General features: G+C 42.1%; 12 protein-coding genes and 4 tRNA genes. 9 read left to right on the top strand and 7 right to left on the bottom strand.

The features are described from left to right. Positions 1–386: 386 nt before the first annotated feature. The 3 genes from AC0T5Z_RS11625 to AC0T5Z_RS11615 all read left to right on the top strand — a co-directional run bounded on the left by AC0T5Z_RS11625 (position 387) and on the right by AC0T5Z_RS11615 (position 4,534). On the top strand, positions 387–1,433 hold the full coding sequence (locus tag AC0T5Z_RS11625; protein ID WP_435337418.1) for a hypothetical protein: 1,047 nt from the start codon (positions 387–389) through the stop codon (positions 1,431–1,433). 102 nt (positions 1,434–1,535) lie between these two features. Further along, positions 1,536–2,117, top strand: coding sequence for a rhombosortase (rrtA, locus tag AC0T5Z_RS11620; protein WP_291334280.1), 582 nt, complete (start codon positions 1,536–1,538; stop codon positions 2,115–2,117). 209 nt (positions 2,118–2,326) lie between these two features. After that, positions 2,327–4,534 (top strand): TRAP transporter large permease subunit, encoded by a 2,208-nt coding sequence (locus AC0T5Z_RS11615; RefSeq protein WP_435337417.1) that lies wholly within the window; start codon positions 2,327–2,329, stop codon positions 4,532–4,534. Positions 4,535–4,639: 105 nt separating this feature from the next. Here AC0T5Z_RS11615 and AC0T5Z_RS11610 read toward each other — a convergent pair whose 3' ends face one another. The 5 genes from AC0T5Z_RS11610 to rnr form a co-directional block, all read right to left on the bottom strand. Further along, positions 4,640–5,533 (bottom strand): DMT family transporter, encoded by an 894-nt coding sequence (locus AC0T5Z_RS11610; protein ID WP_291334282.1) that lies wholly within the window; start codon positions 5,531–5,533, stop codon positions 4,640–4,642. A 101-nt stretch (positions 5,534–5,634) separates the two neighbouring features. Further along, positions 5,635–6,045, bottom strand: coding sequence for a hypothetical protein (locus tag AC0T5Z_RS11605; RefSeq protein ID WP_291334283.1), 411 nt, complete (start codon positions 6,043–6,045; stop codon positions 5,635–5,637). An 18-nt stretch (positions 6,046–6,063) separates the two neighbouring features. Beyond that, on the bottom strand, positions 6,064–6,273 hold the full coding sequence (locus tag AC0T5Z_RS11600) for a YheV family putative zinc ribbon protein (RefSeq protein WP_171062592.1): 210 nt from the start codon (positions 6,271–6,273) through the stop codon (positions 6,064–6,066). Positions 6,274–6,313: 40 nt separating this feature from the next. Beyond that, positions 6,314–8,353, bottom strand: a complete 2,040-nt coding sequence (locus AC0T5Z_RS11595; RefSeq protein ID WP_435337416.1) for a M3 family metallopeptidase — start codon at positions 8,351–8,353, stop codon at positions 6,314–6,316. A gap of 187 nt (positions 8,354–8,540) precedes the next feature. Beyond that, positions 8,541–10,964: a ribonuclease R gene (gene rnr, locus AC0T5Z_RS11590; protein WP_435337415.1), complete on the bottom strand. Its 2,424-nt coding sequence runs from the start codon at positions 10,962–10,964 to the stop codon at positions 8,541–8,543. Between the two features lie 264 nt (positions 10,965–11,228). Here rnr and AC0T5Z_RS11585 point away from each other — a divergent pair. The 6 genes from AC0T5Z_RS11585 (at position 11,229) to AC0T5Z_RS11560 (ending at position 13,197) form a co-directional block, all read left to right on the top strand. After that, a tRNA-Ser gene (locus AC0T5Z_RS11585) sits at positions 11,229–11,318 on the top strand. 15 nt (positions 11,319–11,333) lie between these two features. After that, a tRNA-Arg gene (locus tag AC0T5Z_RS11580) sits at positions 11,334–11,410 on the top strand. Positions 11,411–11,459: 49 nt separating this feature from the next. Beyond that, a tRNA-Arg gene (locus AC0T5Z_RS11575) sits at positions 11,460–11,536 on the top strand. Between the two features lie 214 nt (positions 11,537–11,750). Next, positions 11,751–11,827, top strand: a tRNA-Arg gene (locus tag AC0T5Z_RS11570). Positions 11,828–12,020: 193 nt separating this feature from the next. After that, positions 12,021–12,518, top strand: a complete 498-nt coding sequence (locus tag AC0T5Z_RS11565) for a YcxB family protein (RefSeq protein WP_435337791.1) — start codon at positions 12,021–12,023, stop codon at positions 12,516–12,518. A gap of 40 nt (positions 12,519–12,558) precedes the next feature. Next, positions 12,559–13,197, top strand: coding sequence for a fumarylacetoacetate hydrolase family protein (locus tag AC0T5Z_RS11560; RefSeq protein ID WP_435337790.1), 639 nt, complete (start codon positions 12,559–12,561; stop codon positions 13,195–13,197). 70 nt (positions 13,198–13,267) lie between these two features. Here the strand turns inward: AC0T5Z_RS11560 and msrA are convergent, their stop codons facing one another. Then, on the bottom strand, positions 13,268–13,789 hold the full coding sequence (msrA, locus tag AC0T5Z_RS11555) for a peptide-methionine (S)-S-oxide reductase MsrA (protein ID WP_435337789.1): 522 nt from the start codon (positions 13,787–13,789) through the stop codon (positions 13,268–13,270). A gap of 62 nt (positions 13,790–13,851) precedes the next feature. Further along, positions 13,852–14,319, bottom strand: a complete 468-nt coding sequence (locus AC0T5Z_RS11550; RefSeq protein ID WP_026438072.1) for an META domain-containing protein — start codon at positions 14,317–14,319, stop codon at positions 13,852–13,854. Positions 14,320–14,394: the final 75 nt, after the last annotated feature.

The following is a 14,394-nucleotide window of genomic DNA, read 5'->3' as shown; positions in this document are numbered from 1 at the left end:
TAAGGATAAAATTATCATCTATTTTTCGTGTCCTGACTAGTCATTTTATGTTGGCATAAAAGATTACACCTATCCCTATTTTCAGTTATATTAATTCCTGAACGGTTTAGATCATTACAAATCAGATTCCTGAAATGTACAGATTTAAATTTGATCGAAAGATTTTTTAAGATAAGCCTGAAATGGGCACCAGTTAATAAGTAGCATGTGCTGAACCGTCGCAATGCTACTTTTTTTTGTCTAAATTTTGTCGGATGACAGATTTCAGTCAATTTAAAACATGGCAAAGTTATCCATCTGAAGCAGCAAGTAGACGCTTTTATTCAGATATTGCTTCTGCTATGTTTGTTGCAATGGACATAAACACAATTATAGAGGACAGGAAAATGTCGCAAGTCCAAAAAATAGGCCAGGGTGTGGCCATATTTGCAATCACAAGTTTATTATTATCAGGTTGTTCACAAGTGATCAAAACAGGTGCCAATGTCGCACTTGGATTTACTGAAAAACATATTGTACCGCCAATTTTAGCGATGGAAGATGCTGAAATGGTGTGTAATTCTGGTAATTCCTTAACTCCTGCCATTATGGCGACTAAAGATATGGGCGCAGACCCAACCCGTGTTGCGGTACTGATGTACTCGGCGGCAGGCATTTGTGCCGAAGAAAAAGCGTTAGATGCGGAATTGCGTTATTTACGTGCAGCAAAAGCAGGGCAAGTGGGTGAAGCGCAAGATGCGCGTATTCAACAAAAGCGTTGGGCGGCTTTGGCTGCACAGCGTCAATACACAGGCTATCAATTATTTCAGCATCGTTGGGAAAAGAAATACCGAAAACCTTTGGGCGAAGGTTGTCCAAAAATGAACAGTGATATTGATCAAACGGTGTACATGCTGGGAATGTTGAGTGGCTTGCAAGCTATGACCAATGATATTAATTCAGGCGGGGCAGTGCATGTGCCTAAAGACATTGCCGCGATTGTTGAACGTGGCATGACCTGTTTAAATAATGAAAAATTCTGGGGTGCACCAGAGGCCACACGTGCCGTAATATGGACTTTGCTTCCAGGTGCGGGAGATGGTAAACCTGATCCATATCAAACCTTAAAGCAGTCAATGCAGATTGGTGAAAATAAAGGGGTGCGTTTATCACACGCCTTATATGCAGTTGCTGCTCAAGCCAGTGGTGAAGATGCCAAAATCCGCGATGCACTCAAAGCCTTTTCTCATGCGCGCAGTGACGAAAAACCTGTAAATCCACAATTTAAATTGATTGATGCTATGGCGGGAAGCATGGTACAAGGAATTTCAGACCGTTACTGGACTGAACATACAGGTGTGCGTACTGGTGATCAGCAACGTTTCTGGGATGAGCAAGATAATTCATCTGAATTGGATGATTTATTTAATGAAGATACGGCAGCTCAATTGTAAAAATATCAAGATTGCCCAATTTCATATAGACAAGTATTTTAGGATTGGGCAATCCGTTTGCCGAAGCACATAACAAGAATAATTTGGAGGATGCGAGCGCCTATGCAATATTCATCTCAATTTCTCAGTCGAAAAATTGTGTTTATTGCGGCATGTATGTCGGTTTCGGCATGTTTGCAGATTTTTGCAGAGCATTTTATTTATTGGTCTACATATTTATTGGATGAATTCTGGCGCTTATGGACAGGGCATTGGGTGCATGTGGGCTGGATGCATTATTTACTCAATATGATCGCCTTTGCCTGTATCCCTTTTATTTTTCCGCATGCCAAAGTATGGCATTTTGTGGCGCTTTTGCTGCTACTACCGCCAGCGATTAGTCTGAGTTTCTATTACTTCCTTGCCGATATTGATGCCTATGCAGGACTTTCTGGGGTGTTGCATGGTGCTTATGTGGCGGTGGCATGTGTGCATTTGCTTTATAAAAAAGAACGTGGCTTTGCCACATTGGTCTTGCTGCTTATTTTATCTAAATTGATTTGGGAAAATACCGTGGGCAGTTTGGGTACAGCAGAATTAATCGGAAGTCCTGTATTGGTTGAGGCACATTTATTGGGAGTGATTTGGGGAATAATTTTTGCACTCGCTTATATTGTTTGGGCCTATTGCATTGATCCGTATTAAAATTACATCGAAGAGGACTCAAAAAAAAACTCACAATTGACCATTTTTACTTAAAAGAAAATCCATATTGTCATTTTAAAAATAACAACGTTCATTCACATTTAAACCGAATACAAAAATGCTCAATGGAAGATGGATATTCCGTTGAATAAGGACAGACAGAAATTCGAGAGTCTCGGTTTCTGTACAAAATAAAAACAGGAAAATATATGCACAATAACGGACAACGCAGGTCTGGCTTGGCTTTGCTCAGACATATATGGACAGAATGGATTTCTACATTCGTTATTTTGATCTTGTTGCTACTGACGCTCATTATTGGTACAGGTGAAATGATACATGGTCAGTTGTTGCGCATGGGTGAACGCCTATATGGTGACCCTGCAACGGGTATGCAGTATTCATTTTTGCGTGCCGAACCCACTGCACCTGACTGCGAACGCAACCCCGATATCGATGCGCAAGTTCATGCCCAAATGCAAGCCAATGCTGCTGATGAGTTTGCCGATATTTTTGGCACTGCCTCTGAGTCAGATGTCCGCGCTTCCATTTTGGCAGCCAAACAAATTTGTGAAGAAAAATTTCAATTTCATGATCAGGCGATTCAGCATATTCAAGCCCATCCAGGCTTGAAAATGTATCGAACCATTGAAACCTCTTTTTTTGGTATTTTTAAGTTTGGTACTGAAAATCGTGCCATTTTATTGGTGTTGATGGTGGTTTTTGCCGCGATCAGTGCCACTTTAAAAACCCATCACATTGGTTTACGTGGCCCTGCGACCAAAATTGATTTTAAGGTGTACTCGACTTTAATGGTGGTAGCGAATGGTTTCTTAACCTCGTCAAGTATCAGTCAATATCGTTCAGTACTCGATTCAGGCGTACCGATGAGTGGTGAAACGCAAATCATTTACTGGATGTGGATGATTCTGTTTGCAACCCTGACTTTAATTAGTTTATTCCAGCTCATTAAGCCACCTGCACCGACCCGTGAAGGCGGTAGTTTAGGTCTTGCTTTCCTGAGTGTGCCTCTGTATGCCTATATGGCAATTAGTACGGGTTTCTCCTTTACCTTCCTAATGGATTATCCAATGGGGCAAGGGATTTACCTAGGGCAGTTGATCGAATTCTCCAGTATTTTCTTGAACTTGGCATTGTTTATTTGGGCGGGGATGTTGCTCAAACAAACCCGAATTGTGGATTTGTTCCTGAATATTCTGCGTCCGTGGAATTTGGCACCTGAAACCTTAACCTGGCTGATTCTGATAGCCGCTGCATTACCAACGGCTTATACCGGTGCATCGGGGATTTTTGTCATTGCCGCAGGTGCAATCATTTATAAAGAGGTTTGGAATGCGGGTGGACGACGTCAGTTTGCATTGGCGGTAACAGCCATGTCGGGTTCAATGGGGGTGGTACTTCGTCCTTGCCTATTGATTGTTGTGGTGGCATCGCTGAACAAAGAAGTTACAACAGACATGCTGTATCACTATGGTTTGTATGTGTTCCTGCTGACTTCAACCCTGTTTTTAGTGATTTCGTTGTTCTTTGCTGAAAATAAATTCCGCATTGCTACACCACGAATAGCTGCGCCATTGTCCTTACGTGCTTTTGGCCCTGTACTGCCCTATATTCTTATTTTTGTGTTGATTTGGTTGTTCTATAAATATGCTTTAGACACCAATATGAATGAATTTACTGCACCTGTCATGATGCCGGTTATTTTATTGATGATGGTGCTGTTTGATAAATTGCGCCATGAACCTGCACCTATTCCAGCCATGGGGCAGTGGGATCAGACTTTAGATCACAAGCCTACAGCACAACAGATAACAGCTTCATCTGAGCGTTCATTATTGACCGCACCTGATTCACCATTGCGTCAATATGGTTTTTTCAAAGCACTGCATTTATCGACCAGTGAAACGGTGGGACATATTGGGGCATTGGTGATTTTGATGGCGCTTTCAGTCAGTGTGGGCGGTTATTTAGAACGTATTGAAATTATGGAAGCGTTCCCAACAGACATTAGCAGCATCTTTATTGTGATTAGCCTGATTGTTGCCCTAATGATTTTTGTAGGCATGATTATGGATCCATTCGGTGCGGTGATTCTAATTTCTGCAACGGTTGCGCCTGTGGCTTATCAATATGGGATTCATCCTGCGCATTTCTGGATGATTACCCTAATTGGTTTTGAATTAGGCTATGTGACGCCACCTGTAGCGCTGAATCACTTATTGGCAAGGCAGTCGATTGGTGATGAAGAAGTCGCTGCAGCCGATGCAGAAGTTCGGCATAAATCGTTCTATTATCGTTATGAGCGTTGGATTTTACCTATAATTGTGATGCTTCCTGCGATGTTGATTATTGCCTATGCACCGTATGCGTTTAAGCTATTCGGTTGGTATGAATAAGCACATGGATACTTAATCACAGTCATCTTATTATTTAACAACACCCTGTAGTTCACTATGGGGTGTTTTTTTAATAGGCTGATATGTAGGGAATATAAAGTGGAATTAAGAATGTGGTGAGTGGTGATTCAGGTGTTTTTGTAACAGTGGACTGCACAAAATAATGGCAAGCAAAATTAGGGCAAAGCCAATCAAACTAAATAAGTCTGGCGTTTCATGCCAAAAGCTAAAGCCCCAAATCCCCGCAAAAATAATCGCAATGTAATTTACAGGGCCAATTTGCCCTGCAGGGGCAAGACGGTAGGCATTGGACATAAAGATTTGACTGATATTGGCCAGCAATCCCGCGCCAATTAAAAAACTCAATTCTTTTAAGTTGTAGGGGCGCCATGACCAGAACATCGGTACAACAGAAATGAGTGTTCCAATCATGCAAAAATAAAACACAATACGTTCAGGCGGCTCGGTTTGAGTCAAAGCACGTACTGTAACAAAAGCCATTGCTGCTAAAAAACTGGCACTGAGTCCAATCGCGGACATACTATTAAACATACCTGCATCGGGTTTGGCGACAAACAACACGCCAAATAAACCAATGAACGCAGCCCATAGCATTGGTTTGGTGATTTTTTCTTTAAGGAATAGCCATGCAATTAAGGGGATAAAAATAGGCGACGAATAGGTAAAGACCATCGCATTGGACAGTTTCAGATTGGCAATTGCGTAGAAAAAACCATACATAGCAGTTAATCCGACCAGCGAACGCCAAGTGTGCATCCATAACTTTTCAGTTTTAAAAAAGCCCAAGCCTTTATTGAAAATGAGTGGGATAAAAATAAACAAACCAATAAAGTTACGGAAAAATACCACGGTGGCATTGTCTACCGTTTCAGAGGCGTAACGAACGCAGACCCCCATAAGTGAGAACAGAAAAGCAGAGCAGGTCAACAGCATAATTGCTTTGAGCAAATTTTGTTGGGTAGAACCAGAAGATGTCATACAAATAAAGCCAGAATAACCTCAGGCTATTCTAGCTTAAATTGGCTATAACTCTGACGCTTTATCTTATTTCAAAACGACTGATGTTAATTAAATGAGGCTTACTGTGCCAGTTGAGCTTCCAGGATTTTGATTTGCTCTTCTTTGAGTTTAATCAACTCATCGGAATCATTATGTTGCTGTTTTAATAAGGTATGTTGATCATATAGCTGATTTTGAATGTCATCTAATTTAGCCACTTCTTCTTTGGCAAGCGCTGGATTTTCAGGTACAGGTGCTTTAAGTAAATCTTCAGTCACCAACTGTTTTGGTGCTGCTTCATCATCTTGCAATGGCGTTGCTTCAACAGGCGCAGATTTCGTTGCAGGCGCCGTGGTTGGGGCAGTTTCTATAGGTGCAGTATTGTCGCTCTCACCCATCCATTGAAAGATAAACACGGAAATAATGACAACAATTAAGCCCCCAGCAATCGCCCACAGGAGCTTAGGGTTGTGTCGTTGATCTTCAGTCATGCGTTAAACCTTATTGTTTTATTTTGACTGACGTGGCTTAAACTGGATCACCCCAATTTCATCTGAAACCTCTGGGATTTCAGGTTCATCAATATGTGTTGGACGGTTTTCCGTATAATCACACTCGATGCATTCGATCCATTCAGCTTCGCCAGCGGTGAGCATGACAACCCGATCCATCGCCTGACATTTTGGACATTTTGCGCCTGCAATGAAACGACGTTTAATGGTCATCACGACTCCCCTAACTTCATCTAAAGTTCATAGTTTAAGCGTTTTTAACTGTGTTCGTCCAACCTTGATGACGTAATAGTGCGTCTATTTTTGGCTCGCGTCCGCGGAAATTGATAAATGCGTCAAGGGCTGAATCTTTTCCGCCAACTGCTAGAATAAACTGTCTAAACTGCTTACCCGTTTCGGTATTAAACAGCCCTTCATTTTCGAAGCGATCAAAGGCATCACTGGCCAAAACCTCTGCCCATTTGTATGAATAATATCCTGCAGCATAGCCGCCTGCGAAAATATGGCTGAAGCTGTGCTGGAAGCGGTTGTAAGCTGTAGTTGGCGCAACGGCATAGTTTTGACGAATATCATCTAGCATGGCTTGAATCTGTTCCGCATTTAAAGCAGGGTTGCTGCGATGAATACTTAAATCGAACAGGGCAAATTCAATTTGGCGCAGGCTCTGCATTCCCGACTGGAAGAAACGTGCATCTAACAGTGCTTTAAGCAGGTGTTCTGGCAGGGTGTCTTGGGTTTCAATATGCGCACTCAGCATATCTAAACTATCTTGATCCCAAGTCCAAAATTCCATGAATTGGCTTGGTAATTCCACCGCATCCCAAGCGACACCATGTGTACCTGCCACAGCAATATTATCTACTTCAGTTAGCATGTGATGTAAGCCATGTCCAAATTCATGGAATAGGGTGATGACTTCATCATGCGTTAAAAGCGCGGGTTGGTCTGCAACAGGTGGGGTAAAGTTACACACCATATAGCAAATTGGTTTTTGTAAACCTTGTGCCAATTGCATGCGTGAACGGAAACCACTCATCCATGCGCCGCCGCGTTTGCCTGTACGGGCATATAGATCAAAGTAAAAACCACCAATCACTTGACCTTGATCTTCAAGTTCAAAATAACGTGCATCAGGATGCCAAACAGGGGCAGCGCGCTCAATAATATCGACATCGTATAAACGCTTGACGATGCTAAATAGACCTTCAACCACTTTCGGTGCAGGGAAATATGGTTTTAACATTTCTTGTGAAAGGTTAAATTGCTGTAATTTTAATTTTTCAGAATAGTAGCCTGTATCCCACGGTTGTAAGGTATCAATCCCATCTTGGGCGGCAATGGCTTTGAGTTCGGCAATTTCTTGTTCTGCAGGTGCACGAGCATGTTCTGCCAGTTCACGCAGGAATTGATCGACTGCTTCGACACTTGGTGCCATTTTGCTGGCAAGGGATAATTCTGCATAGTTGTTAAAACCGAGCAATTGCGCCATTTCTTGACGTAAACGCAAGATTTCTTCCATGATCGGGGTGTTGTCAAATTCAGACTGGGCTGATTGATCGGACGCGCGAGTAGTGTATGCCTGATACAAGGTTTCGCGCAAAGCACGATCATCGGCATAGGTCATAATGGCTAAATAGGCAGGAATATCCAGTGTTGCCACAGGTTGTTCTAGCTCGCGTTGCTGACCATATTGTTTCAGCAATTCAACGCTGCTTGGTGGTAAACCTTTGAGCTGATCTTCTGATAATACTTTGTAATAGGCTTGAGTAGCATCCAAGACATGATTGGAAAAATCCGATGACAGTTGCGATAAACGCGCTGAAATTTCAGCATAGCGTTTTTTGGCTTCGCCTTCTAAGGCCACGCCTGACAGTTTAAAGTCACGCAAGGCCAGTTGAATTGCGCTTTGTTGTGCAGCAGGCAAATCTTTAAAGGTGTTGGCATCGTGAATATGTTGATAAGTTTGATATAACACCGTGTGCTGACCAAGCTGAGTATAGTAGTCACTTAAACTGGGTAATAACGCCTGATACATTTCACGGGTTTCAGTATTATTCATGACCGCATTTAAATGTGACAGCACGCCCCATGCTTCGCTCATATTATTTTCGAGCTGATCAATCTGTTCTAAAACATTTAATTGCGCCGTAATACTTTCAGGTACTGCAGTCAGCTTATTTAAAAAGCTTTGTCCCTGCTGAATAGCATGCTCAATTTTTTCTTTTAAATCTGCCAGTGTAATTTGATCAAACTGTGGAACAGGTAAAGTTGCTTGCTGTAATTTCATTTTTTGAGTGCCATCTAAATTTCTTTCATGATTAATAGATGTAGGGCTTTTGAGGGCTGAAATCAAGGCAAAAGGGCAGATTTAGCTAATCAAGGTGATAACTTTTTCAGAATATGGCTGTTTGAGGCGATCCCAAAAAACAAAAAGAGCCGTAGCTCTTTTTGAAGTGGTTGGAAAAAAGCCGATGCTAGTCAAATTTAGACTTGGCATTGGCTTTTTTCTTTTTCTCTTTGGTCTTTTTCTTGGTTTTTTCTTTCGGTTTTATTTCCGACTTCGCTGAGGTTTTTTTACCATAAGAACTCGGTTTGTTTTTTTGCTTTTTCTTTGGTACAGGTTGCTCACCGTTTTCACTTAAAGTCGCCTTGCTTGGACGCTCAGAAAAAACTTCTTCGGTGGCTTCACGGTTGAATGGTTTTGCCACGCGCGGTGCGCGCATACGAATAGCACGACCTGCATGGGTGAGTTGTTGCATAAGTTCAAAATCAATTTTGCGGTCTTCTAAATTCACGGCCGCCACTTTAATTTTGACTTCATCGCCTAAGCTAAAGGTTTGACCACGTGCTTGTCCAATTAGACTTTGACTAGCTTGATCAAATACAAAGAAATCATCGCCTAACTGGCTGACATGAATCATACCATCGACATAAAGGTCTTTGAGCGTAACAAATAGACCGAATTCTGCCACTGCAGAAATTATGCCCACAAATTCTTCACCTAAATGCTGCTGCATATAGTGGCATTTTAGCCATGTCGTGACAGAGCGCGAGGCTTCATCGGCACGACGTTCAGTTGCAGAATAATGTTCTCCTGCATCATCTAAAGCTGCGCCCGAAAGTGGGGATGGCTTGTGTTGTAAATGTGCTTTAATGGCACGGTGTAATAACAGGTCAGGGTAGCGGCGAATTGGTGAAGTGAAATGCGTGTAGGCATCATAAGCTAAACCAAAGTGTCCTGCATTGTTGGCACCATAATAGGCCTGCATCATGGAACGTAATAACACCGCGTGAATACTTGGCGCATCAATACGATCTTTAGTGGCTTCAATCACCGCTTGATAGTCGGCTTGAGTTGGTTGTTCTGGGAAATGTAGCCCAAGTAATTTGACAAAATCACGGACTTTTTGAATACGTGAAAACTCTGGTGGTTCATGCACACGGTACAGCATCGGCACATCATGTTTGAGTGCATATTCTGCTGCTGCGACGTTGGCGAGTAACATACATTCTTCAATCAGTTTATGCGCATCGTTACGGGTGCGCGGCAAAATTTCTTTAATTCCACCTAACTCATCAAAGGTCATGTAGGTTTCAACGGTTTCAAACTCCATGGCATGACGTTTGGCACGTAAGCCTTTCAGCACTTGATACAGTTGGAACAGAGTGTTTAATGATTTGCGCACCTCCCGATCTTCTGGAATTGCCGCACTATCCCCCTCAAAATATTGTGCCACTTGGGTATAGGTTAGACGTGCTTTGGAATGCATGACCGATGGATAGAATTCAAAACCTGTGACTCGACCTGCACGTGACAGTTTTAAATCACAGACCATACATAAACGGTCTACCTGCGGATTGAGTGAACATAAGCCATTCGATAAAGCTTCAGGCAACATTGGCAATACAAAATGTGGGAAATACACCGAAGTCCCACGTTGCTGAGCTTCATTATCTAATGGTTTGCCTGAGCGGACATAATGGCTGACATCGGCAATGGCGACAACGACTCGATAGCCACCGCCTGGACGTTTTTCGGCGTACACCGCATCGTCAAAGTCGCGGGCATCTTCACCATCAATGGTGACTAAGGGTAAATCGCGTAAATCAATACGTCCTTCACGATCTTGGGCAGTCGGTTCCTGAAAGCTTTCAGCTTCTTGAATGACATCTTCAGGAAATTCATATGGCAGACCAAATTCTAAAATGGTTTGCGGGATAATAATTTCAGTATCAGCTTTGTCTGCCATCGACTGAATAATATGTCCTGTGGCGAATTCTTCACGGGTTGGATAGTCGTCAATGGCAATGCGCACAGAATCGCCCAGTTTAACTTGGGCGTGTTCAATTAGTTCTTTTTCAAGGGTAATGGGTTGATGGCTATTTGGTTGGGCGGGCTGAATAAAATATTCACCATCGTATTCTGACAATTTACCAATGATTTGTTTGACACGACGCTGGGTGACTTCGGTAATAAAGCCCCATGCCTTGCCCTTACGATCTACCGAAGTCTGGCGGACTTTGACTTGATCGCCATTAAACACCAAACGTAGTTCACGTTCAGGCAATAAAATATCTTCATGACCTGCAATATTGGCTGTGCCTAAACCTTTACTGTTGATGTACACCGTGGCGTCATGAGTCGGTTGTTCTGCAGCCAGCTGGAACTTGAATCCATCTTTCATGAGCTGACCATCACGCACCATGGCAATTAAACGATGGCTTAACGCATCAATACTTTTTTGATCGGCAATGGCGAAATGCTCAACCAAGTCTGCATGTGACTGTGCCGCTTGCAGTGTTTCAATGGTTTCTAAGATTAAGGTACGGCTTGGAATAGGATTTTCGTAACGTTCGGCTTCAGCTTTCGCTTCAGGATCGACCCAATTTTTCATCATGGAATAAACTTCATGTCAGAAGGTAGGTTTAGCATAAGTCATGTACGTGAAGACTGCACGTAAATGATTGCAATAATGTGTTTTCTGTCGTTATTTTACGATGTTTCTAGTTTTTGTGTAGTGATTGCCAAAAGTTCAGGCACAATTGTGGCGATGAATCCTGAAAATTGTCTAAAAAATATTTAATTGAGCAAAAATATGCAAAAATTGTGGTGTCTAAGCTTGCAGTGCTAGCACTTAATTTGTATTATGGCGGCACGTTACGGTGAGATGGGTGAGTGGCTGAAACCACGTCCCTGCTAAGGACGCATACGGGTAACTGTATCGAGGGTTCGAATCCCTCTCTCACCGCCACGCTTTACTTATGTCGCGCTCATAGCTCAGCTGGATAGAGCACTTGGCTACGAACTAAGGGGTCGGGAGTTCGAATCTCTCTGAGCGCACCAATAAGTAAACTGAACAGTAACGTATCGCCTAAATTGGCAAACAAGTAATGCGCTCATAGCTCAGCTGGATAGAGCACTTGGCTACGAACTAAGGGGTCGGGAGTTCGAATCTCTCTGAGCGCACCAACTTGAACAATCAACCGCTTAAATGCGGTTTTTTTGTGCCTGAAATTTGCTGATACAGTGGGTATCTGCATTTACCCGAAGCTAAGCCAATGCAATAATTGTATTTCGGTAAAATTTTTTGAATCGTCGAATATCTGTGCATTTGATTGCAAAATAATGAATTAATACTTAACAGCCAGAAAAAAACACGTATAATGCCCCCCATCAAGTCGTCGCGCTCATAGCTCAGCTGGATAGAGCACTTGGCTACGAACTAAGGGGTCGGGAGTTCGAATCTCTCTGAGCGCACCAACTTGAAATAAAAAACCGCACTTTTGATGCGGTTTTTTTGCATCTACACTATCTAAAAATGATGAAATTTCTGTGTCAAAAGTATGACTATTGTTTTACATCTGGCTTTGAGCGAATAAACACTAAAAAAATAAGGAATGTGCTCAATCTAGTGTAAGATTTAGCGCAATTTGAATGACTTGATGATGAGCTTATGTCTGACACGCAGCCAGCATTGTCTTTGCGCTATATTTTAAATTTAGCAGAATCTCAAGACGGCTTTGCCCTTGCGACTTTTGGTAAAAAACAATTCACCCGTTTTATTACACCACTGATGAGTGTGGCGATTATCGCTTGGGGCTTTTATTTGGGCTTCGATGGGGTAGGTCGCTATTATGTTGCACTCGGTGCGTTCTTTTTAATCTTGCAAACTTTAATGCGTTATTGGTTCTTGCCAATGATGTTTAAACGTCAGTTTGTAAAATACCAATTTGGAAAAAGCGAGCAAGGTATTGATTTATTTCAAGACTATGCAGAATTGTATGCCAATGGTCGCAAACAGGTATTTCATTATAATGAGGTACAAAATTTCGCTGTGGGTAAACTCACCTATATGCTGGAATTGAAAAACCGTACAGTTGTGATTGTACCGAAACGAGCATTTAATCAGCCTGCAGAACAAACGGTTTTTGAAAATACTTTTAAAAAGTAAGTTCTAATTTTCCCAATTTACCAATTATCTGAGGATGATCATGAGTACACGTCCATCTAAAATTGTCTGTGTCGGTCGCAGTTATGCAGACCATGCCAAAGAATTAGGTAATGCTGTACCTGATCGTCCTGTGTTATTTATTAAACCGCCAAGTAGTTTACGCAGTTTAAATGATGGGATTACGTGGAATAAAGTCTGGGGCAATTGTCATTATGAATGTGAACTTAGTTTACGCATTGACCAATCCTTAAATGCAGATACAGATCCTGCCAAAGTGTTGGATGCTGTAGGTGCTGTGACTTTAGGTTTGGATTTAACTTTGCGTGAGTTGCAGGACGAACTCAAGAAAAAAGGGCAGCCATGGGAACGAGCCAAAGCATTTGATGGTTCTTGTGTGTTGGCAGACTGGGTGGATGTATCGGAAATTCAGGAATGGAAAAACGTGCACTATCGTTTGGACATCAATGACGAATTACGTCAGCAAGGCGATACCAGTTTATTGATTTTTGATATTGCAGCATTATTGGCAGATATTAGCCAAGTGTTTAGTTTAGAACCTGGTGATGTGGTCATGACTGGTACACCTGCAGGGGTGGCAGCATTACAGTCGGGCGATCAGTTGAAGATGACCTTACAAGGACGCACTCAGGCATTTGTCTGGACGACTTTTGTGAAATAAATGGTGGTGTAAACGGTGAAACTCTAAAAGATGAGTATCACCGTTATGTAATTGCTTTTAAATCGGAAGGCTATACTTTAAGTAAATGCTGAAATTTACTGCGTAATTTATTCAGTTTAGGTGGAATAGAAAAATTGCAGTAGCCCTGATTTGGATTTTTGGCAAAAAAATTCTGATGATAGTCTTCCGCAGGGTAAAATTCAGGGGCTGCACTGAGTTCTGTCACCACATTCACACCTTCGGCTTGTAAGGCTGCAATCATCTCGGCTGCAGTTTGTTGTTGTACAGCATCCAAATAATAAATCACAGAGCGATATTGTGTGCCGACATCATTGCCCTGACGGTTTAAGGTGGTTGGGTCATGTGTGGCAAAAAACACCTCAAGTAATTGTGAATAGCTGATCTGCTGTTCATCAAAATCAATCAAAATGACTTCTGCATGTCCGCTGTCGCCCCGACAAATATCTTCATAGCTTGGGTTTAAGGTATGTCCACCTGCATAACCGCTGGTGACTTTTTCTACGCCCTGCAGTTGTAAAAATACAGCTTCAACACACCAGAAACATCCGCCACCAAACAATGCTTGTTGCATGATTTTGTCCTTATATTTTATGAATCAACTATTTTAAGCCTATTTATGGTTAGACTTAGACATTAACGTACAGCCGTTGGTGTTTCAAATTGAATGAGTAAATTTCCATGACGATCTAGCAATTTTAGAGTTTTGCCATAGACCTGATAATGTGTCACTTTATTCAGGGCTTCGTGAAATTTTTGATCTAAGTTGTTGTTATTTAAGCAAGCCATTCGCGTGGTCGCCAATTGACCCAATTGTAGGGTGTCACGTCCTGCGGTATAGCTAGCGTTGATTCGGTTACAACTATCTGAACCTGAGACTGTTTGTGTGGTGGCATCAAAGTTTAAATATGGCAAGTTTTGGCGGTTTGCTGCAGTATTTAACATACTGTTGCCCAATTGCGTAGCCGTCCATGTACGTTGTACCAAGTTAGCTTGATTGATTGCGGTAATTTGGCTGGTGCTCGTTTGAGTTGGCATATTTTCACATCCAGAGAAAAGCATGACTGAAGCAAATATTGCGAAACCAAAAGATTTTTTAAACATGAAATGATCTCTAATTTTTTGAACTTGTTGCTATCTAAACAAATTATGCGCCGTGGCTCTAGTTGAATTTGTATG

This window comes from Acinetobacter pengchengensis (assembly GCF_982235305.1).
The sequence above is the reverse complement of the archived record's forward strand: the minus strand, read 5'-3'. Positions and strand labels throughout refer to the sequence as shown.

Bases quoted from the DNA above. Each gene is read 5' to 3' on its own strand.
- AC0T5Z_RS11565 (WP_435337791.1), top strand. From the start codon at position 12,021: ATGTCTGACACGCAGCCAGCATTGTCTTTGCGCTATATTTTAAATTTA.
- AC0T5Z_RS11605 (WP_291334283.1), bottom strand. From the start codon at position 6,045: ATGACTGAAGATCAACGACACAACCCTAAGCTCCTGTGGGCGATTGCT.
- rnr (WP_435337415.1), bottom strand. From the start codon at position 10,964: ATGATGAAAAATTGGGTCGATCCTGAAGCGAAAGCTGAAGCCGAACGT.
- AC0T5Z_RS11625 (WP_435337418.1), top strand. From the start codon at position 387: ATGTCGCAAGTCCAAAAAATAGGCCAGGGTGTGGCCATATTTGCAATC.
- AC0T5Z_RS11560 (WP_435337790.1), top strand. From the start codon at position 12,559: ATGAGTACACGTCCATCTAAAATTGTCTGTGTCGGTCGCAGTTATGCA.
- AC0T5Z_RS11615 (WP_435337417.1), top strand. From the start codon at position 2,327: ATGCACAATAACGGACAACGCAGGTCTGGCTTGGCTTTGCTCAGACAT.
- msrA (WP_435337789.1), bottom strand. From the start codon at position 13,789: ATGCAACAAGCATTGTTTGGTGGCGGATGTTTCTGGTGTGTTGAAGCT.
- AC0T5Z_RS11550 (WP_026438072.1), bottom strand. From the start codon at position 14,319: ATGTTTAAAAAATCTTTTGGTTTCGCAATATTTGCTTCAGTCATGCTT.
- rrtA (WP_291334280.1), top strand. From the start codon at position 1,536: ATGCAATATTCATCTCAATTTCTCAGTCGAAAAATTGTGTTTATTGCG.
- AC0T5Z_RS11610 (WP_291334282.1), bottom strand. From the start codon at position 5,533: ATGACATCTTCTGGTTCTACCCAACAAAATTTGCTCAAAGCAATTATG.
- AC0T5Z_RS11595 (WP_435337416.1), bottom strand. From the start codon at position 8,353: ATGAAATTACAGCAAGCAACTTTACCTGTTCCACAGTTTGATCAAATT.